Source organism: Plantibacter sp. VKM Ac-2885 (genome assembly GCF_015351205.1).
Taxonomy (GTDB): domain Bacteria; phylum Actinomycetota; class Actinomycetes; order Actinomycetales; family Microbacteriaceae; genus Plantibacter; species Plantibacter auratus.
Map to the genome: position 1 here is coordinate 1847991 of NZ_JADKSK010000001.1, position 26644 is coordinate 1874634.

A 26644-nucleotide genomic window follows, 5' to 3' on the forward strand; every position below is an offset into this window, starting at 1 on the left:
ATGAGCAGCCACGTCCTGAGCCTCCTCGTCGAGGACAAGCCCGGTCTGCTGACCCGCGTCGCCGGGTTGTTCGCCCGCCGGGGCTTCAACATCGAGAGCCTCGCGGTCGGCCACAGCGAGATCGAGGGTCTGTCCCGGATCACAGTCGTCGTCGACGTCGAGGAGCTTCCGCTCGAGCAGGTGACGAAGCAGCTGAACAAGCTCATCAACGTCATCAAGATCGTCGAGCTGGATCCGGCGCAGTCCGTCCAGCGTGAGCACCTGCTCATCAAGGTCCGCGTCGACAACTCCACCCGTTCCCAGGTGCTGGAAGCCGTCAACCTGTTCCGCGCCCGCGTCGTCGACGTGGCGACCGACGCCCTCGTGATCGAGGTCACGGGCGACTCCGGGAAGACGACCGCGCTCCTCAAGGTGCTCGAGCCCTACGGCATCAAGGAGATCGCCCAATCGGGTCTCCTCGCCATCGGGCGCGGCTCGAAGTCCATCACCGAACGCGTCTTCAAGAACTAGTCGCATCTGCGGCATATTGCGAAACCACAACCAAGGAGAGAACCACCAGTGACTGAGATTTTCTACGACCAGGACGCAGACCTGTCGCTCATCCAGGGCAAGAAGGTTGCCGTTATCGGCTACGGCTCGCAGGGCCACGCACACGCGCTCAACCTCCGCGACTCCGGTGTCGAGGTCGTCGTCGGCCTGAAGGACGGCTCGAAGTCGATCGCCAAGGCCGAGGAGCAGGGCTTCACCGTCAAGAACGTCGCCGACGCCTCCGCATGGGCCGACGTCATCGTCATCCTCGCTCCGGACCAGTACCAGCGCACGATCTTTGCCGAGTCCATCAAGGACCAGCTCGCTCCGGGCAAGGCGCTCGTCTTCGGCCACGGCTTCAACATCCGCTTCGGCTACATCGAGGCTCCCGAGGGCGTCGACATCTTCATGGTCGCCCCGAAGGGCCCGGGCCACACCGTCCGTCGCGAGTACGAGGCCGGCCGCGGCGTCCCCGTCATCGTCGCCGTCGAGAAGGACGAGACCGGTGGCGCCTGGGCGCTCGCCTGGTCCTACGCCAAGGCGATCGGTGGCCTCCGTGCCGGTGGCATCAAGACCACCTTCACCGAGGAGACCGAGACCGACCTCTTCGGCGAGCAGGCCGTCCTGTGCGGTGGCGTCTCGCAGCTGATCCAGTACGGCTTCGAGACCCTCACCGAGGCCGGGTACCAGCCGCAGATCGCCTACTTCGAGGTGCTCCACGAGCTGAAGCTCATCGTCGACCTCATCTGGGAGGGTGGCATCGCCAAGCAGCGTTGGAGCGTCTCCGACACGGCTGAGTACGGCGACTACGTCTCCGGCCCGCGCGTCATCGACCCGAGCGTCAAGACCAACATGCAGGCGGTCCTCAAGGACATCCAGGACGGCACCTTCGCCAAGCGCTTCATCGACGACCAGGACGCCGGCGCGCCCGAGTTCCTCGAGCTGCGCAAGAAGGGCGAGGACCACCCGATCGAGGCAACCGGTCGCGAGCTGCGCAAGCTCTTCGCGTGGAACGCCTCGAACGACGACGACTACGTCGACGGCAGCGTCGCCCGCTAGTCTCCGCTCGTCCAGCCGCTCAGCGGCACCGAGCCAGAACGCCCGCCCCGATCCGTCGGGGCGGGCGTTCCGTCGTCTGCGGGAGCCTCAGGCCGTCGTTGCTCCGGTCGTGCCGGGCTCGAGGAAGATCTCGATGACCGGGATCGGGGTGTCGGGTTCACCGATCGGCAGGTGCAGGGTCACCGTGTCGGGACCGAGTCCCTTCGGTTGGGTGTGCTGGTTCGGCAGATCGTGCTCGGGGCGATGCACCTGGAACGGCACCTCGGAGCCGTCCGACAACAGCTGCGCGTAGCGCACCCGGCCGCCGAGACCGGGCAGGTGCAGGTGCACGAACGGCCAGGCGAAGACGTGCACGTACAGCCGGTCGCCGCGTTGCGTGTATCGGACGTCGGTCGGACTGCTGAACTCCGACGGGCCGCATCCTCGGATCGCCCGCTCGTGGAGCGCGAACCAGTCGGCGAGGACCTCGAGTCGTTCGATCGCGCGCGGATCGATCGTCCCGCGCGCGGTCGGTCCGATGTTCAGCAGCATGTTGCCGTTCTTCGAGACCGAATCGATGAGCATCCGCAGGAGCAGCTCCGGCGACTTGTAGTCGAGGTTGTCGCGGTCGTACCCCCAGCTGCCGTTCAGGGTCTGGCAGGCCTCCCACCGGAGGGGTTCGCCGTCGGAGTCGACCGGTGTCACCACGGGCTGGTACTGCTCCGGGGTGGTGACGTCGCCCGGGAGTTCGAGGCGGTCGTTGATCAGGATCTCCGGCTGCAGCCCGCGGATCATCTCGACGAGTTCCTCGGAGCCCCAGTCGGCGGCGCCCTTGCCCGGCAGACCTTCGATGCCCTGCGAGTAGCTGAAGTCGAAGAAGAGGTAGTCGATCGGGCCGTAACCGGTGAGCAGCTCGCGCACCTGGCCGTGCAGGTAGTCCCGGTAGCGGGACCAGTCACGGTCCGCGTTCGCTGCGAGCGCCTCGGGGTCGTCGCGTCGCGGGTGGATGCCGTCGACCGTGAAGTCGGGGTGATGCCAGTCGATGAGCGAGTGGTAGAAGCCGATCCGGAGCCCCTCGGCGCGGAAGGCCTCCACGAACTCCGCCACGAGGTCGCGGCCGGCGGGCGTGTGCATGGACGTGAAGTCGGTGAGTGCCGAGTCCCACAGGCAGAATCCGTCGTGGTGCTTCGTCGTGAGGACCGCGTACCGGAAGCCGGCCGCCTTGGCCTGCCTGGCCCAGGCACGGGGGTCGAACCGATCGGGGTCGAAGTGCTCGCGGTAGCGATCGTAGTGCTCGGCCGAGAGGTGTTCCCGCGTCTGCACCCACTCATGGCGTGCGGGGAGGGCATAAAGGCCCCAGTGCAGGAACAATCCGAATCTCGCCTCGTCGAACCAGGCGGTGTCGGGTCGGGGGATGGTGGTCTCGGTCACGGCGGCCCTTCGATCGTCGAGTGGGTTCACGGTGGTGCGGGGGCAGGCTAACACGAAAGGTCGGATGTCTACTGTCCGGTGGACCGGCGTGGTCAGGACGACGGGCCCGCTGCGCGTCGACGGTTCAGGCGTCGTGTGGTTCGGAGACCTGCACGGGCATGCCGGTGTCCAGCGATGCCTTCGCCGCCAACGCGACCGTCAGGGCCGCGAGGGCGCTCCGGCCGGTCGCTCGGAACGGTTGGACGTCTCGCTCCACGCAGTCGAGGAATGAGGCCATCTGTCGTCGGTAGGGGTCGGTCTCGTCGAGGTCGTAGGGACCGTGCGCGGCGGCCGTCCCGAGGGCGTCGACCGAGAGCGGCGGTGCGTGGGTCGGGGACGCACCGACGAATCGGTGGGCGATGAGCCCGGTGCTGCCCAGCACCTCGATGGCCGAGCTGAATCCGAAGGCCGGCGGGAGCTCCATGGAGGTGAGGACGCGCCCGATGCCGCCGTCGGCGTAGTCGACCGTCGTCTCGATCGGGCGACCGGTCCCAGTGCGTCGTGCTGACACGGATCGCGGCTGACCGAGGATCTGGTTCAGCTGGTCGAAGTCGTGGATCGCGAAGTCGACGAGGGGGCCGCCGGATCGTCGCTCGTCCTGCCACCACGGTGACGGGGCGGCGGGGGAGCTCAGCCGTTCGGCCGTGACGGCGAGCGGTGTGCCGACGGCGCCGTCGCGCACCGCATCGTCGATCGCCTCGTACCCGCCGAAGAACCTGACGACGTGCGCGACCATGAAGGTCCGGCCGGACTCGTCGGCGGTGCGCAGGATTGCGTGGGCGTCGGCGAGCGTCAGGGCGATCGGCTTCTCCAGCAGGACGTGCTTGCCGACACGGAGTGCCCTGACGGCGAGGTCCCGATGGGTGTCGGTCGGCGTGCAGATGACGACGATCCCCACGGAGGCATCCAGGAGCACCTCGTCGACCGAGGTGGTGAGTCGTGCGGCCGGTGCCTCCGGCATGGCTCTCGGCCACCGGGCCGAGCACAGGTAGGCGATCCGGTCCGCCGCACCGAGTCCGGCGAGCGCGCGGACGTGCGCCAGCCCCATGGCACCGGTGCCGATGACGGCGATCCGATCCGCCGTCACCGCGTCGCCCCAGCAGCCAGGTCCTCGCGCAGGCGGCTGAGCGTCGAGTCGTCGACGTCCCCGCCGAGCATCCTGATGCCCAGGGCGGCGGCTCCGACGAGGCCGTCGGCGACCGGGACGAGTCGGGCCCCGGCGGCAGCCGACGACAGGCGCTCCGCGGCTGAGGGGACGGACGGGAGGAGTCCGTCGACGAGCACGCTGCCGCCGACGACGAGCGTGCTCTCTCTGTGGTCCGAATCCGGAGCCAGCACCCGTTCCACGAGGACCGCCAGGCGGTCGACGGCAGCGTCGAGGATGGACCGCGCGACGTCGTCGTCCGCGGCTTGGAAGGCGAGCGGCGCCAGGCGGGCGATGGCGATGGGGGGACCGTCGTTCACCGAGCGGATGAGTGTGTCGAGTACCGGGGACCGGCGGTGGTCCGCGTCACCGGATGAGGACGGGTCCGGAGTGAACCCGACCGCCCGGGAGAGCAGCGGGGTGAGGCCCGTGCGGGGGCCGATGCCGTCGAGGTCGGCGGCGACCGCGCGGATCACGCGCCGGGCGATCCAGAATCCGGAGCCGCCATCGCCGAGGAGCCAGCCGGCACCACCGACCTCCCGGACGACGAGACGGTCCCTGATCCGTCCCGCGACGCTCCCGGTCCCCGCGACGAGCACGACGCCGTCCGGCGACGCCGAGCCGGAGCCGTACATGCCGAGCAGATCCGGTTCGATGACGACCGGTCCGAGTCCGAGCGGTACGAGGTGTGCGTCCAAGGCGCGGCGGTAGGCGTCGGACACCTGCCCCGCCTGCGTGATCACCACGAGCGACCCGGACGGGAGGGGCGGTATGGACGACGTCGTCCTGGCCTGGTCGAGTGCGGCACGAGCCGCGAGCGCGATCTGCGTGGCAGCGCTGTCCACACCGGACGACGTCGGATTCCCGCCGCCCGCGCGCCCGGAACCGAGGCGACGTCCTGAGGCGTCCACGAGCACCGCGCGGGACGAGGTGCCGCCGGCGTCGACCGCCAGAGTTGTTTTCATCATCGTCATCATCTCGAAACATGTTGCCGTGGGCCACAACGTACTGTAAGAATCAGTTTCGCGTCACTCCAACGAAGGAGAAAAGGAATTTCCATGACTGTTTCCATCCGCACCGACCCACCGGTCGAGCACGCCACCGGCGTGACCAACCGGATTCGGTCGCGGATGCCGGAGATGTCCGGGGTCATGCTGCGTATCGCGGACTACCTGTTGGAGAACCCAGACGCGCCCCTCACCCTCACGATCGGTGAGCTCGCAGCCGATTCGGGCGTCTCAGCGGCGACCATCACCCGCTTCTGCCGGATCATCGGGTACACCGGCTACGCGCCGTTCCGGGTCGACCTCGCCAAGGACTTCGGTCGCAGCACCGCACGCGACTCCTGGCAGACCGACATCGGCCGGGCGTTCGGCCCCGACGACTCGGCTCCGGACGTCCTGAGCACGCTGCTCAACGCGCACACCCGGACGCTGCGGGAGACCGCCGACGTGATCGACCTCGAGGTCATGCTCGAGATCGCCGCAGCCATCGCGCGCGCCCGGAACGTCGACATCTACGGTGTCGGCGGCAGCGCGATGCTCGCCGACGAGATGCAGGCCAGGCTGTACCGGATCGGCATCAGCACGCACGCCTGGTCGGAGGTCCACGCGGGCCTCACGAGCGCGGCGATCCAGGGCCCGGACTCGGTCGCCCTGGGGATCAGCAACACCGGGCGCACCGAGGAGACCATCCAGATGCTCCGCCAGGCGGGTCGCGCGGGCGCGCTCACCGTGGCGATCAGCAACAACCCGGACTCCCCGCTCGTCGCCGCGTCGACGTTGGCCATCATCACCTCGGCCCACGAACGGTTCCTGCAGCCCGACGACCTCTCCGCCAAGCACGGTCAGCTGTTCGTCCTGGATCTGTTGTACCTGTTCGTCGCGCAGCAGAACTTCGAGCGCACGACCAAGCGCCTCGCGGCCTCCGCCCTCGCGGTCGCCCCGCACCGCCGACCGACCAAGGCCGGAGCCCTGTCCGAGACCGCCTCGCCCGTGGGCGTCTGAGAGGAACCGAATGAGCACCACATCCACCACGACCTGGACCGATCACGTCGATCGCTACACCGACGAGGTCACCTCGCGCCTCGCGGACATCACCCAGGCGGCACGGTCCGGCGAACTCGACCCCGCGATCGACCTGCTGGTCGCGGCCCTCGAGCGCGGAGCGGTCATCCAGGCGTTCGGCACCGGCCACTCGGAGGCGTTCGCGATGGAAATCGCCGGCCGGGCCGGTGGACTGATCCCGACGAACAAGATCGCCCTGCGGGACGTCGTCCTCCGCGGCGAACGGTCCGTCGACGACCTCGGTGGTGCCGCGCTGGAGCGCAGCGGCGACGTCGCGGCGGAGCTCTTCGCGATCTCACCGGTGGGGGAGGGCGACGTGTTCATCATCGCGTCGAACTCCGGCGTCAACGGGTCGATCGTGGGACTCGCCCTGATCGCCAAGGAACACGGCCACCCCGTCATCGCCGTGACCTCGCTCGAGCACACCTCGCGCGTCGAGCCGAAGCACCCGAGCGGGCTGCGGCTCTCCGAGGTGGCCGACGTGGTGCTCGACAACCGTGCTCCGTTCGGCGACGCGACCATCGAGGTCCAGGACGGCGTCCCGGTCGGCGCGGTGTCCTCGATCACGGCGGCCTACCTCGCGCAGCTCCTCACCATCGGCGTCGCAGCGAGGATCGCGGCGACCGGCGAGACCCCACCGCTCTACATCTCGGCCAACATCCCGGGCGGCGACGAGCACAACAGTGTGCTCGAGGACCGCTACCGGGGCCGGATCAGACGTGACGCCTGAACCCGAGGCGTCGCAACTCCCGCAACACACACCCGACAACACCACCCCGACAGCACCACACCCGGGCAACACTCGAATCACTGGAAGGTAGACCGATGGACAAGCAGCCAGCAACGCTCCAACGCCGCGATTTCCTGCGAGGAGCACTCGCGACCGCGATCCTCCTCCCGCTGGGCGGGACGCTCGCGTCCTGTGTCGGCGGCGGAGGCGGGGCGACCACCACCGGCGGACCGGTCTCGGCCGACAACCCGTTCGGCATGGCCGCCAACTCGACGGTCGACGCCGTCATCTTCAAGGGCGGGTACGGCATCGAGTACACCGAGTTCGCCGGGAAGCTCGTCGAGAAGCAGCAGGCAGGCTCGACCGTCAAGGTCACGGCCGCGACGAACATCGCGCAGACCCTCCAGCCGCGGTTCGTCGCCGGCAACCCGCCGGACGTCATCGACAACAGCGGCGCCGGCCTCATCGGCATCAACACGATCCGCGAGCAGCTCGCCGACCTGACGGACGTCATCGAGGCGAAGAACTACGAGGGCAAGGTCATCAAGGACACCCTCTACCCGGGTGTCGTCGAGCCGGGCACCTTCGACGGCAAGTTCGTGCAGCTGAACTACGTGCTGACGGTCTACGCGGTCTGGTACTCGGCAGCGCTCTTCGAGGCGAACGGCTGGACGCCCCCGAAGACCTGGGCCGAGGCACTCGATCTCGGTGCGAAGGCCAAGGCGCAGGGCAAGTACCTGTTCGGTTGGGGCACCGAGGCGGCCACCTACTACCTGACGATGGCGATCGCGTCCGCGATCAAGGAGGGCGGCGACGAGGTCCGTCTGGCGCTCGAGAACCTCGAGGCGGACTGCTGGTCGAAGCCGGCCGTCCAGGACGTGCTCAAGGGTCTCAAGGCGATCATCGACGCCGGGTACGTCAAGCCCGGTGGCGCCGGAACGCAGTTCACCGCTGCGCAGGCGCAGTGGAGCAACTCGGAGGACTTCATCCTCTACCCCTCGGGTGGCTGGATCGAGAACGAGATGAAGACCCAGACGAAGGACGGCTTCAAGATGACCGGCGCGCCCGAGCCGACGGTCTCCGCCGACTCCGCCCTGCCGTACTCGGCGCTGCACAGCACCGCAGGTGAAGGGTTCATCGTCCCGTCGCAGGGCAAGAACGTCGGCGGTGGCAAGGAGTTCCTGCGGGCCATGCTGTCGAACGACGCCGCGGTGAACTTCGCCAAGACGACCTTCTCGTCGACGATCGTCAAGGACACGATCCCCGAGGACGGCTTCGGCTCGACGGCGCTCGTGTCCCAGGTGAAGATGTTGAACGACGCCGGCACCGACGTGTTCTCGTGGAGCTTCATCGACCTGTACGGACTCAACACGGACCTCCTCGTCCTCTGGAACACGTTCCTGCAGGGTGGTTCCGACGTCGCCACCCTCACCAAGGGCATGCAGGACATCTCCGACAAGGTCCGCAACGACGACTCCGTGGACAAGGTCACCGTCAAATGACGGCGGTCGGCACGCCGATCGGGAAGGTGGGAGGGGCTACCCCTCCCGCCGCCCGGCGGTTGCGCCGCCGGGACTTCACGTTCGACCGGGTCTCGTTCTTCCTGGTCTTCCTGATCGTGCCGGTGGTGGGGTACGTCGTCTTCGTGGTCTCGCCGTTCGCGCAGGCGGCGTACTACTCGTTGACGAACTGGTCCGGGTTCTCCCCGGGCATGGACTTCGTCGGGTTCTCGAACTACACGAAGCTCTTCCAGGACCAGACCTTCCTCCAGTCCATGGGCAACAGCGTCGCGCTCGCGATCGTCCTGCCGCTCGTGACCCTCGGGATCGCGTTCCTCTTCGCCTCCCTCATCACGATCGGCGGACCGAGTAACGGTCCGATCCGCGGCCTCCGCAACTCGAGCGTGTACCGCGTGATCACCTTCTTCCCGTACGTCGTGCCGGCCATCGTCATCGGCCTCATCTGGAAGCAGATCTACGACCCGTCGTCCGGGCTGCTGAACGGCTTCCTGACCGGCATCGGGCTCGACCAGTTCACCTCCTTCGCCTGGCTCGGTTCACCGGACACGGCGATGATCGCGACCATGTTCGTCATCGTCTGGGGACTCATCGGGTTCTACACGGTGCTCTTCATCGCGGCGATCAAGGGCGTGCCGGCCGAGGTGTACGAGGCGGCACGGATCGACGGCGCGGGTCGCCTGCGGACCGCGCTCACGATCACGATCCCGCTGATCCGCGACAACATCCAGACGGCGTACATCTACATGGGCATCCTCGCCCTCGACGCGTTCGTGTACATGGCCGCGTTGAATCCCGGCGGCGGCCCGTCCAACACGACGCTCGTGATGTCGCAGCAGCTCTTCACGACGGCGTTCACCAAGGGCCAGTTCGGCTACGCCTGTGCGATGGGAGTCGTGCTCGCGCTCGTCACCCTGATGTTCGCAGGCGTCGTCTTCCTGGTCAGCCGACTCACCGGCGGCAACGATGAAGGGGTGGCGGAATGACCGTCCAGACCACGGCGACGACCGCGAACCCGGCGGTCGTCGGAACCGGCACGCGTACACCGGCCAGCCGCAAGCCGACCACGGGCGACCGCGTCGTCGGGACGGCATCGCACACGGTGCTCATCATCTGGTCGATCGTGGTCGTCGTCCCGCTGCTCTGGACGGTCATGTCGTCGTTCAAGACGAGCTCCGAGATCTTCGCGTCACCGTTCTCGCTGCCGTCGAAATGGAACTTCGACAACTACGTGAACGCGTGGACGACGGCCGGTATCGGGAGCTTCTTCCTGAACTCGATCGTGGTGGTGTTCGGCGCCCTCATCGTGACCATGCTGTTCGGCTCGATGTGTGCGTACGTGCTGGCGCGGTTCCGCTTCTTCGGGAGCCGGGCCATCTACTACCTGATGCTCGCCGGCCTCACGTTCCCCGTGTTCCTCGCGATCGTGCCGTTGTTCTTCGTGCTGCAGAGCCTCGGGTTGCTCAACTCGCTCCCGGGACTCATCCTCACGTACGCGGCGTTCGCCTTCCCGTTCACGGTGTTCTTCCTGTTCTCGTTCTTCAAGTCGCTGCCGGTCTCCATCGCGGAGGCGGCCGCGATCGACGGAGCAGGGGAGTGGCGGACCTTCTTCCAGGTGATGCTGCCCATGGCGAGGCCGGGCCTCGCGACCGTCGCGATCCTCAACTTCGTGGGGTTGTGGAACCAGTTCCTCCTGCCGGTGGCGCTCAACTCGAACCCGCAGAACTACGTCCTGACGCAGGGGATGGCGTCCTTCGCCGCCCAGGCCGGGTACTCGGTGGACTTCGGTGCACTCTTCGCGGCGTCCGTGATCACCGTGGTCCCCGTGCTCATCGTGTACCTGATCTTCCAGCGTCAGCTGCAGGGTTCGGTGTCGCAGGGCACGGACAAGTAGCGCAGCGGCGTGCGCGTCCTCGGCTCGAGCGGATCACTGGAACAATGGGTCCAATGAGCCTCCAGTCGCCAATCGCCGTCGAGATCGCCGTCCAGGACGTGGAGGGGGTCCGCATCGCCATCCGCGAGGGAGCCCAGCGGGTCGAGTTGTGCCAGGCCCTCGGCACCGGCGGGCTCACCCCCTCCATCGGACTGGTCATGGCGGCGGTCCGTGCTGCGGACGAAGCCGGGCTCAGCGACTTCGTGCACGTCCTCGTGCGTCCGCGAGAGGGTGGTTTCGTCTACTCGCCCGCGGAGATCGACGTCATGTCCGGCGACATCCTCGCGCTCGAGGCCGCTGGTGCTGCGGGCATCGTCGTCGGCGCCCTCCGGTCCGACCGCACGATCGACCTGGAGGCGCTGGCGCAGCTGCGTCAGGCTGCAGGCTCGCTCGCGGTGACGTTCCATCGGGCCGTCGACGCGACGACCGACCCCGTCCGGTCCGCCGACCAGCTGCGCGACGCCGGTGTGGACCGTCTGTTGACCTCCGGCGGCGCGCGCGCGAGCATCGACGGTGCCGAGAAGCTCGCGCAGATGGCCTCGAGGGGCGACAGCTCGATGCAGATCATGGCCGGTGGCGGCGTCACGATCGATGCGATCCCCGCCCTCGCCCGGGCGGGTGTCGACGCGGTGCACCTCTCCGCCCGTCGTCGTGCCGGCCGGGTCACCGAGACCGGCCCCGGCGGAGGATCGCCGAGCTACGACATCACGGACGCGACGACCGTCGCTCGCGCGGTGGCCGCGGCCAGGCGTGCTGCCGTCGCCGTCTGAGATCCGTCGGCACCGAGGGGACCGTCGATCGGTCACATCGTGCGATCAGAGCGCCACGATGACGAGGGCGAGGATCAGCACGAGCTGACCGATGAGCCGTGGGACGAACGGCACGGCGAGGCGACCGAACCGCTCGGGCTGGCGCGCGGCAGCGGCGTTCGCGGGGAACACCGCGACGAGGAACACGATCAGGCAGACCACTGCGGCGAGCCTGGTGGGTGGGACGAGCAGGCCGACGCCGCCCGCGACCTCGCACACACCGGTGAAGACGACGAGCATCCGCGGTGTGATGGTGCTGCTCCGCAGCGGTCCCGGGATCATCGCGGCCATGGTCTTCGCCGGTCCCGGGAGGAAGTGGAGGACTCCCATGCCGATGAACATGATCGCGAGGACGACGGTCAGGACGGACTGCAGGAGCGGGAACGGGTTCACCAGGCAATTCTGCTCCGTCGCGTCCGGATCGCCGCACTCGGTGGTCGGCCCGGCGGCGATAGGCTGGCGGTATGACTGAGCCGCGGGACGAAGACGCGCTGAGCTGGGCGGGCGACGACGATCCGACGCTCGACGCCTCGGCTTCCGGCGACCGGACCATGTTCGAGCCCGCATCGCCGGAGCCGATCACACGTGGTCGGGCGACCGCGGCGGTCCCGCCGGCCTCTGAGTCGGCCGGTCCGAGTGCGGAACCGGTCGCCCCTCCTGTCGAGGTCGACGTCGCGAAGCCGACCGACAGGGTCACGGACGAGGCTGCCGCCGGTGAGCGCGAGCAGATGAGTTCGGTCATGCTCGTCACGCTCGGTATCTTCGGCGGGGTCTTCCTGCTGTACAGCGTCGGCTGGCTGATCTCGGCGTTCCGTCCCGACGCGGCGGTGCCGAGCGACGCGGTCGGCCGGTTCATGTTCGATCTCGGACAGGGACTCGCGGTCGCCGCGGGACCCGTGTGGATGGCCGCGACGCTCTGGTTGACGCGTGGCGGCAGACCCGTCGTCAGGATCGCGATGCTCCTGCTCGGCGTCGTGCTCATCCTGCCCTGGCCGTTCCTCCGAGGAGTGTGACCCTGATGCCCTCCACCACCGCGGACCCCGTGTCGAAACCCGCCGCCGAGCGACCCGGCTGGCTCAGCTGGTCCGTCGCCGTCCTGTTCGGCCTGTTCTTCGCCTATGACGTCTTCGAAGCCGTCGGCAACCTCGTCGGCATCGTCGGGACGGCGAACGGCCTCGCCGTGCCGGTCCTGCCGCTCGGCTGGGTCGTCCTCATCGGCGGCCTGCTCCTGCCGATCGTGGCCTTCGCGATCGCCTTCTGGACCGGTCGCGACCGGTCGCTCGGCGAGCAGGCCGTGCGCTACCTCGTCGCCCTGTGCGTCGTCGCGGCGATCTCGCTGTCGGTCCTCGCGATGTTCGGCGCGCAGCAGCTGATCGACCTCTCCGTCTGACCCGGCCGTCGCCTCGTCACACGACGAACCGCCCGGTGCGCCTCCGATAGGCTTGCGATGGCCGCCGGACACCGACGCGCTGCCCACCCCACTGCTACTGCGAAGGAACCGTTCCGTGTCGAAACCGGTCGTACTGATCGCCGAAGAACTCTCACCAGCAACCGTCGACGCCCTCGGGCCCGACTTCGACGTGCGCTCCGTCGACGGGACGGACCGCCCGGCTCTGCTCGCGGCGATCGCCGACGCCGACGCCATCCTGGTCCGATCCGCGACCAAGGTCGACGAGGAGGCCATCCAGGCGGCCACCCGGTTGAAGGTCGTCGCGCGCGCGGGTGTCGGTCTCGACAACGTCGACATCAAGGCGGCAACGACGGCCGGGGTCATGGTCGTCAACGCGCCCACGTCGAACATCATCTCCGCGGCCGAGCTCACCGTCGGCCACATCCTGAGCCTCGCCCGCCACATCCCGGCCGCGCACGCCGCGCTCGCCCAGGGGCAGTGGAAGCGCTCCAAGTACACCGGTACCGAGCTGTACGAGAAGACCATCGGCATCATCGGCCTCGGTCGTATCGGTGCCCTCATCACGGCCCGTCTGCAGGCGTTCGGCACGAATGTCATCGCGTACGACCCCTACATCACGTCCGCCCGTGCACAGCAGCTCGGGGTGCAGCTGGTCACGCTCGACGAGCTGCTGGCGCAGTCCGACTTCATCACCATCCACATGCCGAAGACGCCGGAGACGACGGGCATGATCGCCGGCCCGCAGTTCGCGCTCATGAAGCCGACGGCCTACGTCGTCAACGTCGCCCGCGGTGGCCTGATCGACGAGGACGCGCTGTACGAGGCGCTGTCCAACAACGTCATCGCCGGTGCCGGCCTCGACGTCTTCGTGAGCGAGCCGCCCACCGACACGAAGCTGCTCGGGCTCGAGAACGTCATCGTGACGCCGCACCTCGGTGCGTCGACGGATGAGGCACAGGAGAAGGCCGGCGTCTCGGTCGCCAAGTCCGTGCGCCTCGCGCTCGGCGGCGAACTCGTCCCGGACGCGGTCAACGTCGCCGGCGGCGTGATCGACCCCTACGTCCGTCCCGGCATCCCGCTCGTCGAGAAGCTCGGGCAGGTGTTCGCCGCGCTCTCGACCTCGTCGCTCACGAGCGTCGACGTCGAGGTCCACGGCGAGCTGAGCGGGTACGACGTCAGCGTTTTGAAGCTGGCCGCGCTCAAGGGGATCTTCACGAACATCGTCAGCGAGACGGTCTCGTACGTGAACGCCCCGCTACTCGCCGAGCAGCGCGGTGTCGTGACGCGCCTGCTCACCGACGAGGTGAGCGAGGAGTACCGCAACGTCATCACGCTGCGCGGAGCCCTCAGCGACGGATCGCAGATCTCGGTGTCGGGCACGCTGACGGGCACGAAGCAGACCGAGAAGATCGTCGAGATCAACGGCTACGACGTCGAGGTGCCGTTCGCGAAGCACCACATCGTGATGGTCTACACCGACCGACCCGGCATCGTGGCCGTCTACGGCCAGCGGTTCGGCGAGGCGGGCATCAACATCGCGGGCATGCAGATCGCCCGTCACGAGGCCGGCGGCCCGGCGCTCAGCGTCCTGACGGTCGACTCGCCGGTCGCCGACGACGTCCTCGAGGTCATCCGCGAGACGATCGACGCGACGCTGCTCCGTGAGATCGACATCACCGAGCAGTAACCCGACCGCTGCTCCGACCCGATGCCCCGCGCCGTCCGGTGCGGGGCATCGTCGTCTGCAGGCCGAGGCGCCGAGGCCGTTCCGGTGTGGCCGTCGGGGTGTCCCGGCTCAGTGCCCGCCGGCGGGAAGCAGCCGCGCGATGACGGCCAGGAGCCGCTCGATCGCCTCGTCGCTGCCCTCATCGGGATCGCTGACCCCCATGCCGAGCTGCCCCGTGTTGGCGTAGAGACCGTCGCACATCAGCACGATGGCGCGGGCGGTGTCCGGGTCGCCGACGGCATCCTCCACCGTGCGCAACCAGCTCCGGCGGATGTCCGCCATCGCGCCGCTCGCCTGGGCGTGCTGCCCCTGTGCCAGCCGCGCGACGGCGATGATCGTCCGGTCGAACGGGGTGCCGCAGTCGACGGAGGTGCGCACGAAGTACTCGACGACGCCCTCCGGGGCCGCGAGCATCCGCGCCGTGTCGGCCTCGCTCATCTCCGAGAGCCGGTCGATGAGGCCGTCGACGAGCGCCTCCTTGCTGCCGAAGTGGTAGAGCAGTCCGCCCTTGGAGACGCCGGCCGCCGCGGCGACGGCGTCGAGGGTGGCGGCGCGTTCGCCCTCTTCGATGAGGAGTTCGGCGAAGGCGTCGAGGACGCGTTCTCGGGCTGCGGTCTGCTTCGCCATGGCTCCATCGTATTCGGCTCGTCGGATTCGGATTGATACTATACCGGCTGGACGGTATAGTCGAGCGGGCGGCGCCCGACCGGCGCCGTTCTCCACGCTGTGAAAGAGGTCATCGTGTCCACCGCCACCGAACCCACCGCCGTCGCCGCTCCCCGTGCCGGTCGGCGAGCCTGGTTCGCGCTCGCCGTCCTCATGCTCCCCGTCCTGCTGGTGTCGGTCGACAACACGGTCCTCAACTTCGCGTTGCCCGCGATCTCGAGCGCGCTCACCCCGACCGGGACGCAGCTGCTCTGGATCGTCGACATCTACCCGCTGGTGCTCGCCGGCCTGCTGGTGTCGATGGGCAGCCTCGGTGACCGCATCGGTCGTCGTCGCCTCCTGCTCATCGGTTCCATCGGGTTCGGCGTCGTCTCCGTCGCCGCGGCGTTCGCGCCCAGCGCCGAGCTCCTGATCGCGGCTCGGGCGGCACTCGGGTTCTTCGGAGCGATGCTCATGCCGTCGACGCTCTCGCTGCTGCGGAACATCTTCCTCGACCGCGACCAGCGACGGTTCGCCATCGCCGTCTGGGCCAGCGGGTTCGCCGCCGGCAGCGCGCTCGGGCCGATCGTCGGTGGGATTATCCTCGAGCACTTCGCCTGGGGCGCGGTGTTCCTGCTCGCCGTCCCGGTGCTCCTGCCGCTCGTCGTCCTCGCGCCCTTCCTCATCCCCGAGTCGAAGGACCCGAACCCCGGACGCATCGACGTCCCGAGCATCCTGCTCATCCTCCTGACGATGACGCCACTCGTGTTCAGCATCAAGCACCTGGCGGAAGCCGGCTTCGACCTGCTCACGGTCGCCTCGATGGTCGTCGGCGTGATCAGCGGCGTCCTGTTCATCCGCCGTCAGCTCCGCCTCGAGCATCCGCTGCTCGACCTGAGCCTGTTCCGGCGGGCCTCGTTCAGCGGCGCCGTGGTCATCAACCTGCTGAGCGTGACGGCGCTCGTCGGTGGGCTGTTCTTCGTGTCGCAGCACCTGCAGCTGGTGCTGGGTCTGCAGCCGCTCGACGCCGGGCTCGTCCTGCTCCCCGGCCTCATCGTGATGATCATCGCCGGCCTCGTGATCGTGCCCATCTCCAAGCGGGTCCGTCCGGGCATCGTGGTCCCGATCGCACTCGTCGTCTCCGCCGTCGGATACGCCTCCATCGCGATCACCGGGGGAGACGTTTCGGCCCTCGGGATCGGCCTCGCGTTCGTCGCCCTCGGGCTCGGCATCGGCTCCGCCGAGACGGTGTCGAACGAGCTCGTGATCGCGAGTGCGCCGCCGGAGAAGGCCGGTGCGGCGTCCGGTGTCTCCGAGACCGCCTACGAGCTGGGCGCGGTGCTCGGCACGGCGACGCTCGGCACCGTGCTCACCGCGTCCTACCGTTCCTCGGTCGTCCTGCCGGACGGACTGACCGCCGCCCAGCAGCAGGCGGCGGGGGAGACCCTGGGTGGTGCGGCGACGGTCGCCGAGCAGCTGCCCGGTGACCTCGCGGGCGCACTCATGGACTCCGCGCGGCACGCCTTCGACAGCGGTGTCGGTGTCGCAGCGTGGATCGGCGTCGGCCTCATCGTGGCCGCCATGCTCGTCGCGGCGATCGGTCTGCGCCGGGTCCGGTAGGGCTCCGTGGATCGTGCCACCCGGAGACGGGTGGCACGATCCACCCGAGGTCGGAAGCGTTAAGCTGGGCGCACACCGTCGTCGCATCCTCAGGAGTCGCATGTCCCGCACCGTCAAGCTCGCAGTCATCCCCGGCGACGGGATCGGTCCCGAGGTCGTCGGCGAGGCGCTCAAGGTCCTCGATGCGGCGGTGCAGGGTGGCGACGTCCGGTTTGAGCAGACGCCCTTCTCGCTCGGCGCCGCGCGGTTCCTCGAGACCGGCGACGTGCTGACCGACGCGGACCTCGCCGCGATCGCCTCGCACGACGCCATCCTCCTCGGAGCGGTCGGCGGCGTGCCCGGCGACCCCCGGCTCGCGAACGCGAACATCGAGCGCGGGCTGCTCCTCAAGCTCCGGTTCAGCCTCGACCACTACGTGAACCTGCGCCCGACCGTCGTGTACCCGGGTGTCCCGAGCCCGCTGAGCGAGCCCGGCGACGTGGACTTCGTCGTGGTCCGAGAAGGCACGGAGGGGCCGTACGTCGGCAACGGCGGAGCGATCCGCCAGGGCACGCCCCACGAGATCGCGAACGAGGTGTCGGTCAACACCGCCTACGGCGTGGAGCGGGTGGTGCGCTACGCGTTCACCGCTGCGGCCGCGCGTCGGCGGAAGCTCACCCTCGTCCACAAGACCAACGTCCTCGTCTTCGCCGGGTCGCTCTGGAAGCGCGTCGTCGACGCGGTGTCCGCGGAGTTCCCCGACGTCGCGGTCGACTACCTGCACGTCGACGCGGCCACCATCTTCCTCGTCACGGATCCTGCTAGATTTGACGTCATCGTCACGGACAACCTCTTCGGCGACATCCTCACCGATCTGGCCGGCGCGATCAGCGGCGGCATCGGACTCGCGGCCTCGGGAAACATCAACCCGGACGGCACGTACCCGAGCATGTTCGAGCCCGTCCACGGATCGGCGCCCGACATCGCCGGGAAGCAGCTGGCCGACCCGACCGCCGCCATCCTCTCCGTCTCCCTGATGCTGTCGCATCTCGGGCTCGAGACGGAGGCGGCGCGAGTCGCCACTGCCGTCACCGCCGACATCGCCGCCCGCACCGGCGCAGCACGCACGACGACCGAGGTCGGCGATGCGATCGCGGCCCTCGCGGCGAACCGGTAGACGCCCACCAGACACGCAGATCACGACGGAAGACACCATCATGACGATCAACCTCCCCATGGCGCAGCGCGAACTCGCCTTCACCGTGACCCCAAACGAGCAGCCCGTCCCCGCCGCAGAGCGCGACGCGATCCTCGCCGACCCGGGCTTCGGGCAGCACTTCACCGACCACATGGTCGACATCTGCTGGTCCGAGCGTGGTGGATGGCACCGCCCACGGGTCCAGGCGTACGGTCCGATCTCGCTCGACCCGGCCGCCGCCGTCCTCCACTACGCCCAGGAGATCTTCGAGGGCCTGAAGGCGTACCGTCACGCCGACGGGTCCATCTGGTCGTTCCGCCCCGACGCCAACGGCCGTCGCCTGCAGCGCTCGGCCAAGCGGCTCGCGCTGCCGGAGCTCCCGGTCGAGTACTTCGTCGAGTCGATCAAGCAGCTCATCGCCGTCGACGGTGCCTGGGTGCCCTCCGCGCCGGAGACCAGCCTGTACCTGCGGCCGTTCATGTTCGCCAAGGAGGCCTTCCTCGGCGTCCGCCCCGCGAAGAAGGTCAACTACTACGTCATCGCCAGCCCGGCCGGCGCGTACTTCACCGGCGGCGTCACCCCCGTGTCCATCTGGCTGTCAACCGACTACAGCCGTGCGGGCAAGGGCGGCACCGGGGCGGCGAAGACCGGCGGCAACTACGCGTCCTCCCTGCTCCCGCAGGCCGAGGCGTACGAGCACGGGTGCGCCCAGGTGCTCTTCCTGGACGCGCAGGAGGCGACCTACATCGAAGAGCTCGGCGGGATGAACGTCGTCCTCGTCAAGCGCGACGGCACGCTCGTCACGCCGGAATCGGACTCGATCCTCGAGGGCATCACCCGCGACAGCATCCTGCAGCTCGCGGAGGACCGCGGACACCGGGTGGAGCGCCGCCGGGTCACGATCGACGAGTGGCGCGAGGGCGTCGAGAGCGGCGACATCGTCGAGGTGTTCGCCTGCGGCACGGCTGCGGTCGTCACGCCGATCGCGCAGCTGAAGGCCAAGGACTTCACCGTGGGCGACGCCGACGCTCCGGCGGGCGAACTGACGATGTCGCTGCGTCAGGAACTGACCGACATCCAGTACGGTCGACTGCCCGACCGCCACGGGTGGATGACGCGTCTCGACGCCGAGTAGGCTCCGAGCAGCCTGGGAAGCCCCGCACCTCGTGCGGGGCTTCCGTGTCGCCGGGGCACCTCGGGATAGGCTGGCCTGGTGAAAATCGCTCGCTTCAGTCACGATCAGGCCATCCGCTACGGCATCATCGACGATGCGGATCTCGTCGTCCTCGACGGCGATCCGCTCTACTCGGGCTTCGAACCGACGGGGGAGCGCGTCCCGCTCGCTGATGCGGTCCTGCTCGCGCCGGTCATCCCTCGCTCCAAGGTCGTCGCCGTCGGCAAGAACTACCACGACCACGCAGCCGAGATGGGTGGGGAGGCTCCCGCCGAGCCGCTGCTCTTCCTGAAGCCCAACACCTCCGTGGTCGGGCCGGGAGACGCCGTCGTCTTCCCCAAGCAGTCCGAGCGCATCGACTTCGAGGGCGAACTCGCCATCGTGATCGGTGGCGTCGCCAAGAACGTCAGCGCGGAGCGTGCCGACGAGGTCATCTTCGGCTACACGATCGCGAACGACGTCACGGCCCGCGACCTCCAGGAGTCCGACGGCCAGTGGGCCCGCGCGAAGGGCTTCGACACGTTCTGCCCGCTCGGCCCCTACATCGAGACGGAGTTCTCCTTCGACGGCGCGACGATCGAGACCCGCGTCGACGGTGAGGTCCGCCAGCACGCCCCGCTGTCCGACATGGTGCACTCCATCGGCGCGATCGTCGAGTACGCATCCGCCGTCTGGACGCTCCTCCCGGGTGACGTCATCCTGACCGGGACGCCGGCCGGCGTCGGACCCTTCACCGACGGCCAGGTCGTCGAGGTCGAGGTCTCGGGCATCGGCATCCTGCGGAACACCGGCCGCCGGCCCTGACCCGCGTCAGCTGCGCTGACCGAGAGCGGTCAGCGCAGCTGCGACGTCGTCGTCGGTGTTCCAGAGGTGGAACGCGACCCTTGCCCGGCCTGCGCGACCCGATGCCGTGATCCCGGCCGACTGCAGCGCCCGGAGGTCGTGTCCATCGGGATCCGTCCACGTCACGATGGCCGAGGCCGTCCCGGTGAGGAGCGACCGGCTCTCGCCGATGCCCGCCCGGAGCGCCGCTGCGAGCCGGGTGTCGTGCTCGTACACGGCGACGGCGTCGACCGCCGCGAAGAGGGCGATGGCGGGCTCGGCGCCGACCCAGGCCTGCCAGGCGGGGGAGACGTCGAACCGTCGTGCGCTCACGGCGAGATGCAACGACGGGCCGTAACAGGACGACCAGACGTCGGCGCCCGAGTACCAACCGGCCTGGCTCGGCCGGAGGCGGTCCATCACCTCGTCGCGCACCGTCATGAACGCAACGCCTCGTGGCGCGCAGAGCCACTTGTAGGCGTGGCACACGGTGATGTCGTCGGCCGAGGCGTCGACGGGGAGCCACCCGGCCGCCTGTGTGAGGTCGTTGAGCGTCAGCGCGCCGTGCACGGCCGCCGCCTCACGGATCGCGACCACGTCGGCGACCGCGCCGGTCGCGGACTGCACCGCGGAGTAGGCGACGAGCCAGGTCGAGGCGTCGATGTGGGCGGCGAGTTCGGTCAGCGGTGCGTGGCGGACACGCACGCCGCGGTGCGCCTGCATGAGGAATGGAGCGACGAGTGAGCTGAAGTCGCCCTCGACGCAGAGGACCTCGGCGCCGTCCGGCACCGACGCCGCGACCATGGCGACCATGGCGGAGGTCTGGGATCCGATCGCGACCGAGCGGGCCGGCACGTGGACCAGCTCGGCGAAGGAGCCGCGCACCCGCTCGACGACGGCGCCGTAGGCGGCTGCATCGGTTCGAGCCGCCTGCCACGCGGAGAGGTCGGCCATGATGGCGTCCGTCGTGCCCGTCGTCGGCAGTCCCAGCGTGCAGGCGGCCAGGTAGCCGGGTGCGGATGGGAAGGATCCGCTGGCTTCCTGGAGGCTGAGGGTGCTCATGCATCCAGTCTCTTCGCCGGGTATCCATACGACAAGGACCGGCTCTCGATGAGAACCATAACGAGAGATTATGCTTCGAGGATGTCCACCCTCTCGCCGCCGCCCTCGTCATCGGCCCTCGACGCCGGTTCCCTCCTCGTCGTCGGCGCCATCGCCTCGACCGGGTCGATCACGGCCGCCGCGCACGCGCTCGGCTCGAGTCAACCGGCGGTGAGCCAACATCTCCGCCGGCTCGAGCGTCGGCTCGGCATGCCGGTCGTCGAGCGCGTCGGTCGCGGCGTCCGCCTCACCGAGGCCGGTGCGATCCTCGCCGGACACGCGGTGGCGGTGGACCGAGCGGTGCGCGCGGCGTCCGAGGAGGTCGCGGCACTCGCGGGGTTGCGGAGTGGGCGGGTGCGCCTCGTCGCCTTCCCGTCGGCGTCGTCGATGCTCGTGCCGCAGCTCCTCGCTCGCCTGGCCGACGAGCATCCGGGGATCGGCGTCTCCTTCGTCGAGGCCGAACCGCCGGAGGCCGTCGCCGCGGTCCGTGCCGGTGAAGCCGACGTCGCGATCACCTTCAGCTACCCGGACGATCCGGACGACCCGCATCGGGAGAGCGCGGCCGGACTCCGCGTGCGCCGGTTCGGAACCGACCCGATGCGTCTCGTACTCCCGGTCGGCCACGCTCGAGCCGGTGACCGACAGGTCGACCTCGCGGCCCTCGCCGGTGAGCGTTGGATCGCGGGTTGTCCGCGTTGCCGAGGTCATCTCCTCGGTCTCTGCCAGTCGAGCGGCTTCGAGCCCGTCATCGCGCACGAGACCGACAACGCGATCGCGGTCACCGCCCTGGTGGCGGCCGGGCTCGGCGTCGCCCTGCTCCCAACCCTCGCGCTCGCGGCCGCACAGCTGCCGACCGAGGTGGTCGTGCTGCCGACGCGCAACGACGACGACCGGGCGCTCCACCTCGTCAGCGCCGAGCACGCGGACCGCATCCCCGCCGTCGCTGCACTCCTGCGGATCGCCGCGTCCCTGGGCGGCGCGACTAAGATGACAGGCGATGTCTGACACGATTACGCACCCCTTCTCCACGGCTTCCGGCACCGACGTCCGCGTCCGGTTCTGCCCGTCGCCGACCGGCACGCCGCACGTCGGTCTCGTCCGCACGGCGCTGTTCAACTGGGCGTACGCCCGGCACACGGGGGGCAAGCTCGTCTTCCGGATCGAGGACACCGATGCCGCTCGCGACAGCGAGGAGAGCTACGAGCAGCTCGTCGACGCGCTCACGTGGCTGCGGCTCGACTGGGACGAGGGCGTCGGCGTCGGCGGACCCCACGCGCCGTACCGGCAGTCCGAGCGGAGCGACATCTACGCCGACGTGATCGCGCGGCTGACGGCTGCCGGGCACCTCTACGAGAGCTTCTCGAATGCCGACGAGATCGACGCCCGCAACGAGGCGGCCGGCCGGCCGAAGCAGTTCGGGTACGACAACTTCGACCGCGACCTCACCGACGAGCAGCGCGCCGCATTCCGAGCCGAGGGCCGCGAGCCGGCGCTCCGTCTGCGGGTCCCGGACGACGACCTCAGCTTCGACGACCTCGTGCGCGGTGAGATCACCTTCCCGGCCGGGTCGTTCACGGACTTCGTCCTCGTGCGCCCGAACGGCAAGCCGCTCTACACGCTCGTGAACCCCGTCGACGACGCCATCATGCAGATCACCCACGTCCTCCGCGGCGAGGACCTCCTGCCGTCGACGCCGCGGCAGATCGCGCTGTACCACGCGCTCATCGACATCGGTCTCACGACCTTCGTCCCGCGGTTCGGTCACCTGCCGTACGTCATGGGCGAGGGCAACAAGAAGCTCTCGAAGCGGGACCCGGAGGCGAACCTCTTCCACCACCGCGACCGCGGCTTCGTGCCGGAGGGGCTCATCAACTACCTCGCGCTGCTCGGGTGGTCGCTGAGCGGCGACCGCGACGTCTTCTCGATCGAGGAGATGATCGCCGCGTTCGACGTCGTCGACGTCAACCCGAACCCGGCGCGCTTCGACCTCAAGAAGGCGGAGTCGATCAACGGCGACCACATCCGACTGCTGGAGCCGGCCGACTTCCTCGGCCGCATCACGCCGTACCTCGTCGAGGCCGGTGTAGTGAGCGAGCCCGTCACCGAGGCGCAGCAGGTCGTGCTCGAGCAGGCAGCCCCGCTCGTCCAGCAGCGCATCGCGCTGCTCGGCGAGGTCCCCGCGCTCCTCGGCTTCCTGTTCCGCGGTGCCGCGGAGCTCGAGTACCAGGAGGACGCGCTCAAGGGTCTTCCGGCGAACGCCGGCGAGGTGCTCACCGCGTCCATCGGCGCGCTCGAGCTCGTCCCCGAATCGGAGTGGACGGCTGGTTCGATCCAGGACGCGCTCGCCGGCGCGCTGATCGAAGGCCTCGGTCTGAAGCCCCGTATCGCCTACGGCCCGCTCCGCGTCGCCGCGTCCGGGCGTCGGATCTCCCCGCCGCTCTTCGAGTCGCTCGAGATCCTCGGGAAGACGGAATCGATCACGCGACTCGATCGGCTCTCCGCGCACCTCGCGTCATGAACGACTCGTACGACGTCGTCGTGGTCGGCGCGGGACCCGCGGGACTCTCGGCCGCGCTGAACCTGGCGCGCGCGCGTCGGCGCATCCTCGTGCTCGACGGCAATCGCCCACGGCACGCTGCGACGCTGCGCTCGCACGGTTTCCTCACCCGCGACGGCATCGCTCCGCTGGATCTCCGGCGAATGGGGCGCGAGGAGGTTGCCGCCTATGCGAACGCGGAGGTCCAGTTCGCGTCCGTGCAGTCGATCGAGGCGACCACCGACGGCTTCCACGTCGTCGCCCAGGGGGTCCGCGGCGAGCCGGATCGCGACGTCGTGACCCGGACGGTCGTCGTCGCGAGCGGTCTCACGGAGACGCTGCCGAGGGTCACGAACCTGCGGGCCTTCTACGGAACGGATCTGCACAGCTGCGTCGAGTGCGACGGGTACGAGAAGGCCGACGCGCCGCTCGCGCTCATCGGCGAGACGACGGACCTGGCGGAATGGGCGATCCTCATCGCACAGTGGTCGTCGGACCTCATCGTCTTCACGAACGGTACCGACACCGTCACCGGTCCCGAGGAGGCCGCGCTCGCCTCCGCGGGCATTCGGGTCGAGCGCGGAGCGATCGCGGAGCTCGACGGCGGTCGCGACGGCTTCACCGGTGTCCGCCTCGCCGACGGTGCGCTCATCCCGCGCTCCGGGGGCTTCGTGCGGCCGCAGTGGGCCGCGCCCCTCGGATATCTGGAACAGCTCTCACTCGATCGCGACACCGACGGGTACGTCGTGGTCGACGCCTGGGGTCGCACGTCCGTGCCGGGCGTGTACGCCGCCGGCGACATCACGCCTCCCGGTCCGCAGCAGCTCATCGTCGCGGCCGGGAACGGCGCTCGAGTGTCCCGAGCACTCAACCGGGACCTCGCGGGCGTCCCCAGCTGAGTGACCCGCGACGCGCCCGGGACGCCTCGATTTGAGACGACCGCCTCCGTAGGCTAGTGTTGTTCTTCGGTCGGGGCTTCGGTTCTGACAGTGGGGTATGGTGTAATTGGCAACACGACTGATTCTGGTTCAGTTGTTCTTGGTTCGAGTCCAGGTACCCCAGCAGTACAGCATCACCACGACGAAGGCCCGCGATCATCGCGGGCCTTCGTCGTTTCCGGCGTGCTGTGCAGCTCCGTGGGCTGGCGACGCCGCCGAACCACCGACGTCTCTCACCGCGGCTCCGAATCCTCCTCCACAGATGTGCGCTCGAATGCGATGATGCGCTCGACGGCCGGGATGATCTGCGAGGCCATCCGACGGAAGACCTCCAGGCCCTGACCGAACGGGTCGACGACGTCGTCCTGCGCCGGATCAGGGAGTCGCGCGCTCGTCCGGTTGGCCGCCAGTTCGGGGCCAAGATGCTTCCAGCGCCCTGCTCGAGGGCGGGGGAGTCGTCCCGAGTCGACGGTGTCGAGGAGCCGGGCGAACTCACGCAGGGAGAAGGTTCGACGCAGCGCCTCCGGGCACAACCTGAGGACGGCGCTGCGATGCTCCCGCGTCATGGTGAGGACGACGTCCTGTCGAGCCACGAGGTCGGCGGTGAGCTGCGTCGCGGTGAAGTCGGCGGCCGTCGCGGCGAGCGGACCGAGCAACGCCGCACTCGAGGCGTCGATCGGGTGTCCGCGCAGCGCCCCCGTCCCGGCGCTCCGCACCTCGAAGCCGCACGCGTCGACCTCCGCCAGCCCGCTCGTGAGGAGGAACTCGGCATACGGGGACCGACAGATGTTGCCGGTGCAGACGATCAGGATTCGGGTCGGAGGCGGATCGAGCGGGGTGTTCATGCTGTGGTCCGCCGCGGTCGACGCGTCGGGGCGGTCCGGTGGTAGTACGCGTAGGACGACGACTGCTCTCCTCGAGCCACCTCGACGCGGTTGAGGACGACCCCGAGGAGCTTCGCCTGGACGAAGCTGAGGTTCTCGAGGGACTGCCGGAGCTGATCGCGGTGCAATCGCCCGTCGGCCGACGCCACGAGCAGGACCCCGCTAGCGAGGGTCGACAGTGCTGTCGGGTCCGAGACGTTGATGAGCGGGGGTGTGTCGATGACCACCACGTCGTACGCGCGTTCCATCTCGGAGAGCGCGCGCTCCATCGCCGCCGATCCGAGGAGTTCACTCGGATTCGGCGGCAGCTCGCCGGAGGTGAGGACGGCGAGACGCCCCGCCCCGTCGACCGCTTGCGAGGCCTCGCCGAGGCTGATCCTGCCGGTGAGCACGGTCGTGAGCCCGACCGCATCCTCGAGTCCGAACATCTCGTGCTGGCGGGGTCGGCGCAGGTCCGCATCGACGAGGAGGACGGCGTTCCCCGCCTCTGCGAGGACGAGCGCGAGGTTCGCCGCGGTGGTGCTCTTCCCCTCGCCCGGGACCGAGGACGTGACCATCACGCTGCGGAGTCCGCCGTCGATGGAGGCGAACTGGAGGTGCGTCCGAAGTTGCCGGAAGCTCTCGGCGCGCCGGCTGTAGCTCTCCGTCGATCCGAGGATGAGTTGCGCCGCGTCGGTGGGCTCCGTGTGGAAGGCGCCGAGGATGCTCGTGTCCGTGAGCTTCTCGATCGCCGAACGACCACGGAGTCGGGTGTCGAGGACCTCGATGAGCAGTGTGATCCCGACGCCCAGGGCGAGGCCGGTGAGGACGCCCACCGCGAGGTTCTGCAGCACGTTCGGCGCAACGGGCGACCGGGGTGGAGACGCCGGTTCCACGATCGTCAGCCCGACCGGGGTCGGATCACCTGGTGCACCGGCGGAGCCCACCTCGTTGGCGCTCTCGACATCGTCGACCAGGTCGACGAGCACCTGGGCTGCGGTGTTCGCGATGCGGGCTGCTGCAACCGGATCGCTGTCGACGGCGGAGATGTTGATCAGGACCGACTGCGCGGGATTGTACGCTGAGATCGTCCCGATGAGCGACGCGGGGTCGAGGTCGAGGCGGTCAGCCACCGTGGACCGCACCGTCGAGCCGGTGGCGAGGATCACGTATGAGGCGACGCGGCTCTGGGCGAAGGTGTTGCCCTGATTGAGGTCGCCCACGGAGTCTCCACCGGTGACGGCCACGAACAGCTGGCCCGTCGATTGGTAGACGGGTTTGGTGATGAGCGTGTATCCGTGGGCGAGTGCGGTGGCCCCCAGCGTGATCGCGACGATGAGCAGCCAACGATGGCGGAGGATGCGCAGGTAGTCCTTCAGGTCCATCCTGATATGTT

General features: G+C 69.1%; 26 protein-coding genes and 1 tRNA gene. 19 read left to right on the top strand and 8 right to left on the bottom strand.

Features of this window, described 5'->3' with window-relative positions; translation table 11 throughout:
* Window positions 1–510, top strand: coding sequence for an acetolactate synthase small subunit (ilvN, locus tag ITJ66_RS08910; protein ID WP_064296248.1), 510 nt, complete (start codon window positions 1–3; stop codon window positions 508–510).
* 48 nt (window positions 511–558) lie between these two features.
* Window positions 559–1587 (top strand): ketol-acid reductoisomerase, encoded by a 1029-nt coding sequence (gene ilvC, locus ITJ66_RS08915; RefSeq protein WP_194644398.1) that lies wholly within the window; start codon window positions 559–561, stop codon window positions 1585–1587.
* 87 nt (window positions 1588–1674) lie between these two features.
* On the opposite strand, the gene ITJ66_RS08920 is transcribed toward ilvC, so the two are convergent.
* The 3 genes from ITJ66_RS08920 to ITJ66_RS08930 form a co-directional block, all read right to left on the bottom strand.
* Window positions 1675–2997: an alpha-L-fucosidase gene (locus tag ITJ66_RS08920; protein ID WP_370582597.1), complete on the bottom strand. Its 1323-nt coding sequence runs from the start codon at window positions 2995–2997 to the stop codon at window positions 1675–1677.
* A gap of 124 nt (window positions 2998–3121) precedes the next feature.
* Window positions 3122–4123, bottom strand: a complete 1002-nt coding sequence (locus ITJ66_RS20145) for a Gfo/Idh/MocA family protein (RefSeq protein ID WP_194644399.1) — start codon at window positions 4121–4123, stop codon at window positions 3122–3124.
* On the bottom strand, window positions 4120–5145 hold the full coding sequence (locus tag ITJ66_RS08930) for an N-acetylglucosamine kinase (RefSeq protein WP_228501539.1): 1026 nt from the start codon (window positions 5143–5145) through the stop codon (window positions 4120–4122). Before ITJ66_RS08930 ends, ITJ66_RS20145 begins: the two co-directional genes overlap by 4 nt.
* Window positions 5146–5238: 93 nt before the next feature.
* On the opposite strand from ITJ66_RS08930, the gene ITJ66_RS08935 reads away from it, so the two are divergent.
* The 6 genes from ITJ66_RS08935 to ITJ66_RS08960 all read left to right on the top strand — a co-directional run bounded on the left by ITJ66_RS08935 (window position 5239) and on the right by ITJ66_RS08960 (window position 11196).
* Window positions 5239–6186, top strand: a complete 948-nt coding sequence (locus ITJ66_RS08935; protein WP_191940839.1) for a MurR/RpiR family transcriptional regulator — start codon at window positions 5239–5241, stop codon at window positions 6184–6186.
* Window positions 6187–6196: 10 nt separating this feature from the next.
* Window positions 6197–6976: a sugar isomerase domain-containing protein gene (locus tag ITJ66_RS08940; protein WP_124769061.1), complete on the top strand. Its 780-nt coding sequence runs from the start codon at window positions 6197–6199 to the stop codon at window positions 6974–6976.
* A gap of 95 nt (window positions 6977–7071) precedes the next feature.
* Complete coding sequence (gene ngcE / locus ITJ66_RS08945; RefSeq protein ID WP_079705609.1) at window positions 7072–8478, top strand: N-acetylglucosamine/diacetylchitobiose ABC transporter substrate-binding protein; 1407 nt, start codon at window positions 7072–7074, stop codon at window positions 8476–8478.
* Window positions 8475–9479 (top strand): carbohydrate ABC transporter permease, encoded by a 1005-nt coding sequence (locus tag ITJ66_RS08950; protein WP_079705610.1) that lies wholly within the window; start codon window positions 8475–8477, stop codon window positions 9477–9479. Before ngcE ends, ITJ66_RS08950 begins: the two co-directional genes overlap by 4 nt.
* Window positions 9476–10387 (top strand): carbohydrate ABC transporter permease, encoded by a 912-nt coding sequence (locus ITJ66_RS08955; RefSeq protein WP_079705611.1) that lies wholly within the window; start codon window positions 9476–9478, stop codon window positions 10385–10387. Before ITJ66_RS08950 ends, ITJ66_RS08955 begins: the two co-directional genes overlap by 4 nt.
* Before the next feature lie 53 nt (window positions 10388–10440).
* Complete coding sequence (locus ITJ66_RS08960) at window positions 10441–11196, top strand: copper homeostasis protein CutC (RefSeq protein WP_064296255.1); 756 nt, start codon at window positions 10441–10443, stop codon at window positions 11194–11196.
* A 45-nt stretch (window positions 11197–11241) separates the two neighbouring features.
* Here the strand turns inward: ITJ66_RS08960 and ITJ66_RS08965 are convergent, their stop codons facing one another.
* Window positions 11242–11628 carry a DoxX family protein gene (locus ITJ66_RS08965; RefSeq protein ID WP_229938623.1) on the bottom strand — a complete coding sequence of 129 codons (387 nt, stop codon included), beginning with the start codon at window positions 11626–11628 and terminating at the stop codon, window positions 11242–11244.
* Between the two features lie 71 nt (window positions 11629–11699).
* On the opposite strand from ITJ66_RS08965, the gene ITJ66_RS08970 reads away from it, so the two are divergent.
* The 3 genes from ITJ66_RS08970 to serA all read left to right on the top strand — a co-directional run bounded on the left by ITJ66_RS08970 (window position 11700) and on the right by serA (window position 14333).
* The gene (locus ITJ66_RS08970; protein ID WP_194644848.1) at window positions 11700–12248 is read left to right on the top strand and encodes a hypothetical protein; all 549 of its coding nucleotides are present in this window, start codon (window positions 11700–11702) and stop codon (window positions 12246–12248) included.
* A 5-nt stretch (window positions 12249–12253) separates the two neighbouring features.
* On the top strand, window positions 12254–12625 hold the full coding sequence (locus tag ITJ66_RS08975) for a bacitracin resistance protein (protein ID WP_194644402.1): 372 nt from the start codon (window positions 12254–12256) through the stop codon (window positions 12623–12625).
* Between the two features lie 115 nt (window positions 12626–12740).
* Window positions 12741–14333, top strand: coding sequence for a phosphoglycerate dehydrogenase (serA, locus tag ITJ66_RS08980; protein WP_071260923.1), 1593 nt, complete (start codon window positions 12741–12743; stop codon window positions 14331–14333).
* A 108-nt stretch (window positions 14334–14441) separates the two neighbouring features.
* Here serA and ITJ66_RS20005 read toward each other — a convergent pair whose 3' ends face one another.
* Window positions 14442–14999 (bottom strand): TetR/AcrR family transcriptional regulator, encoded by a 558-nt coding sequence (locus tag ITJ66_RS20005; protein WP_194601452.1) that lies wholly within the window; start codon window positions 14997–14999, stop codon window positions 14442–14444.
* Between the two features lie 114 nt (window positions 15000–15113).
* On the opposite strand from ITJ66_RS20005, the gene ITJ66_RS08990 reads away from it, so the two are divergent.
* The 4 genes from ITJ66_RS08990 (at window position 15114) to ITJ66_RS09005 (ending at window position 19792) form a co-directional block, all read left to right on the top strand.
* A complete protein-coding gene (locus tag ITJ66_RS08990) occupies window positions 15114–16637 on the top strand; it encodes an MFS transporter (protein WP_370582598.1) in 1524 nt (507 codons plus the stop codon).
* A 100-nt stretch (window positions 16638–16737) separates the two neighbouring features.
* The gene (locus ITJ66_RS08995) at window positions 16738–17793 is read left to right on the top strand and encodes a 3-isopropylmalate dehydrogenase (protein WP_191940845.1); all 1056 of its coding nucleotides are present in this window, start codon (window positions 16738–16740) and stop codon (window positions 17791–17793) included.
* A gap of 40 nt (window positions 17794–17833) precedes the next feature.
* Complete coding sequence (locus ITJ66_RS09000) at window positions 17834–18949, top strand: branched-chain amino acid aminotransferase (protein WP_191940846.1); 1116 nt, start codon at window positions 17834–17836, stop codon at window positions 18947–18949.
* A gap of 78 nt (window positions 18950–19027) precedes the next feature.
* Window positions 19028–19792 carry a fumarylacetoacetate hydrolase family protein gene (locus ITJ66_RS09005; protein ID WP_192018155.1) on the top strand — a complete coding sequence of 255 codons (765 nt, stop codon included), beginning with the start codon at window positions 19028–19030 and terminating at the stop codon, window positions 19790–19792.
* A gap of 6 nt (window positions 19793–19798) precedes the next feature.
* Here ITJ66_RS09005 and ITJ66_RS09010 read toward each other — a convergent pair whose 3' ends face one another.
* The gene (locus tag ITJ66_RS09010) at window positions 19799–20872 is read right to left on the bottom strand and encodes an aminotransferase class V-fold PLP-dependent enzyme (RefSeq protein ID WP_194644403.1); all 1074 of its coding nucleotides are present in this window, start codon (window positions 20870–20872) and stop codon (window positions 19799–19801) included.
* Between the two features lie 81 nt (window positions 20873–20953).
* On the opposite strand from ITJ66_RS09010, the gene ITJ66_RS09015 reads away from it, so the two are divergent.
* The 4 genes from ITJ66_RS09015 (at window position 20954) to ITJ66_RS09030 (ending at window position 24509) form a co-directional block, all read left to right on the top strand.
* Window positions 20954–21916 carry a LysR family transcriptional regulator gene (locus tag ITJ66_RS09015; protein WP_194644404.1) on the top strand — a complete coding sequence of 321 codons (963 nt, stop codon included), beginning with the start codon at window positions 20954–20956 and terminating at the stop codon, window positions 21914–21916.
* Entirely contained in the window at window positions 21909–23429 is a 1521-nt protein-coding gene (gene gltX / locus ITJ66_RS09020; RefSeq protein WP_194644405.1) for a glutamate--tRNA ligase, read from the top strand. The genes ITJ66_RS09015 and gltX overlap by 8 nt, the downstream gene beginning before the upstream one ends.
* The gene (locus ITJ66_RS09025) at window positions 23426–24346 is read left to right on the top strand and encodes an NAD(P)/FAD-dependent oxidoreductase (protein ID WP_194644406.1); all 921 of its coding nucleotides are present in this window, start codon (window positions 23426–23428) and stop codon (window positions 24344–24346) included. Before gltX ends, ITJ66_RS09025 begins: the two co-directional genes overlap by 4 nt.
* A 91-nt stretch (window positions 24347–24437) precedes the next feature.
* Window positions 24438–24509 (top strand) — tRNA-Gln (locus ITJ66_RS09030).
* A gap of 109 nt (window positions 24510–24618) precedes the next feature.
* On the opposite strand, the gene ITJ66_RS09035 is transcribed toward ITJ66_RS09030, so the two are convergent.
* Window positions 24619–25230, bottom strand: coding sequence for a low molecular weight phosphatase family protein (locus tag ITJ66_RS09035; RefSeq protein ID WP_194644407.1), 612 nt, complete (start codon window positions 25228–25230; stop codon window positions 24619–24621).
* Complete coding sequence (locus tag ITJ66_RS09040) at window positions 25227–26633, bottom strand: polysaccharide biosynthesis tyrosine autokinase (RefSeq protein ID WP_194644408.1); 1407 nt, start codon at window positions 26631–26633, stop codon at window positions 25227–25229. The genes ITJ66_RS09035 and ITJ66_RS09040 overlap by 4 nt, the downstream gene beginning before the upstream one ends.
* Between the last annotated feature and the right edge of the window lie 11 nt (window positions 26634–26644).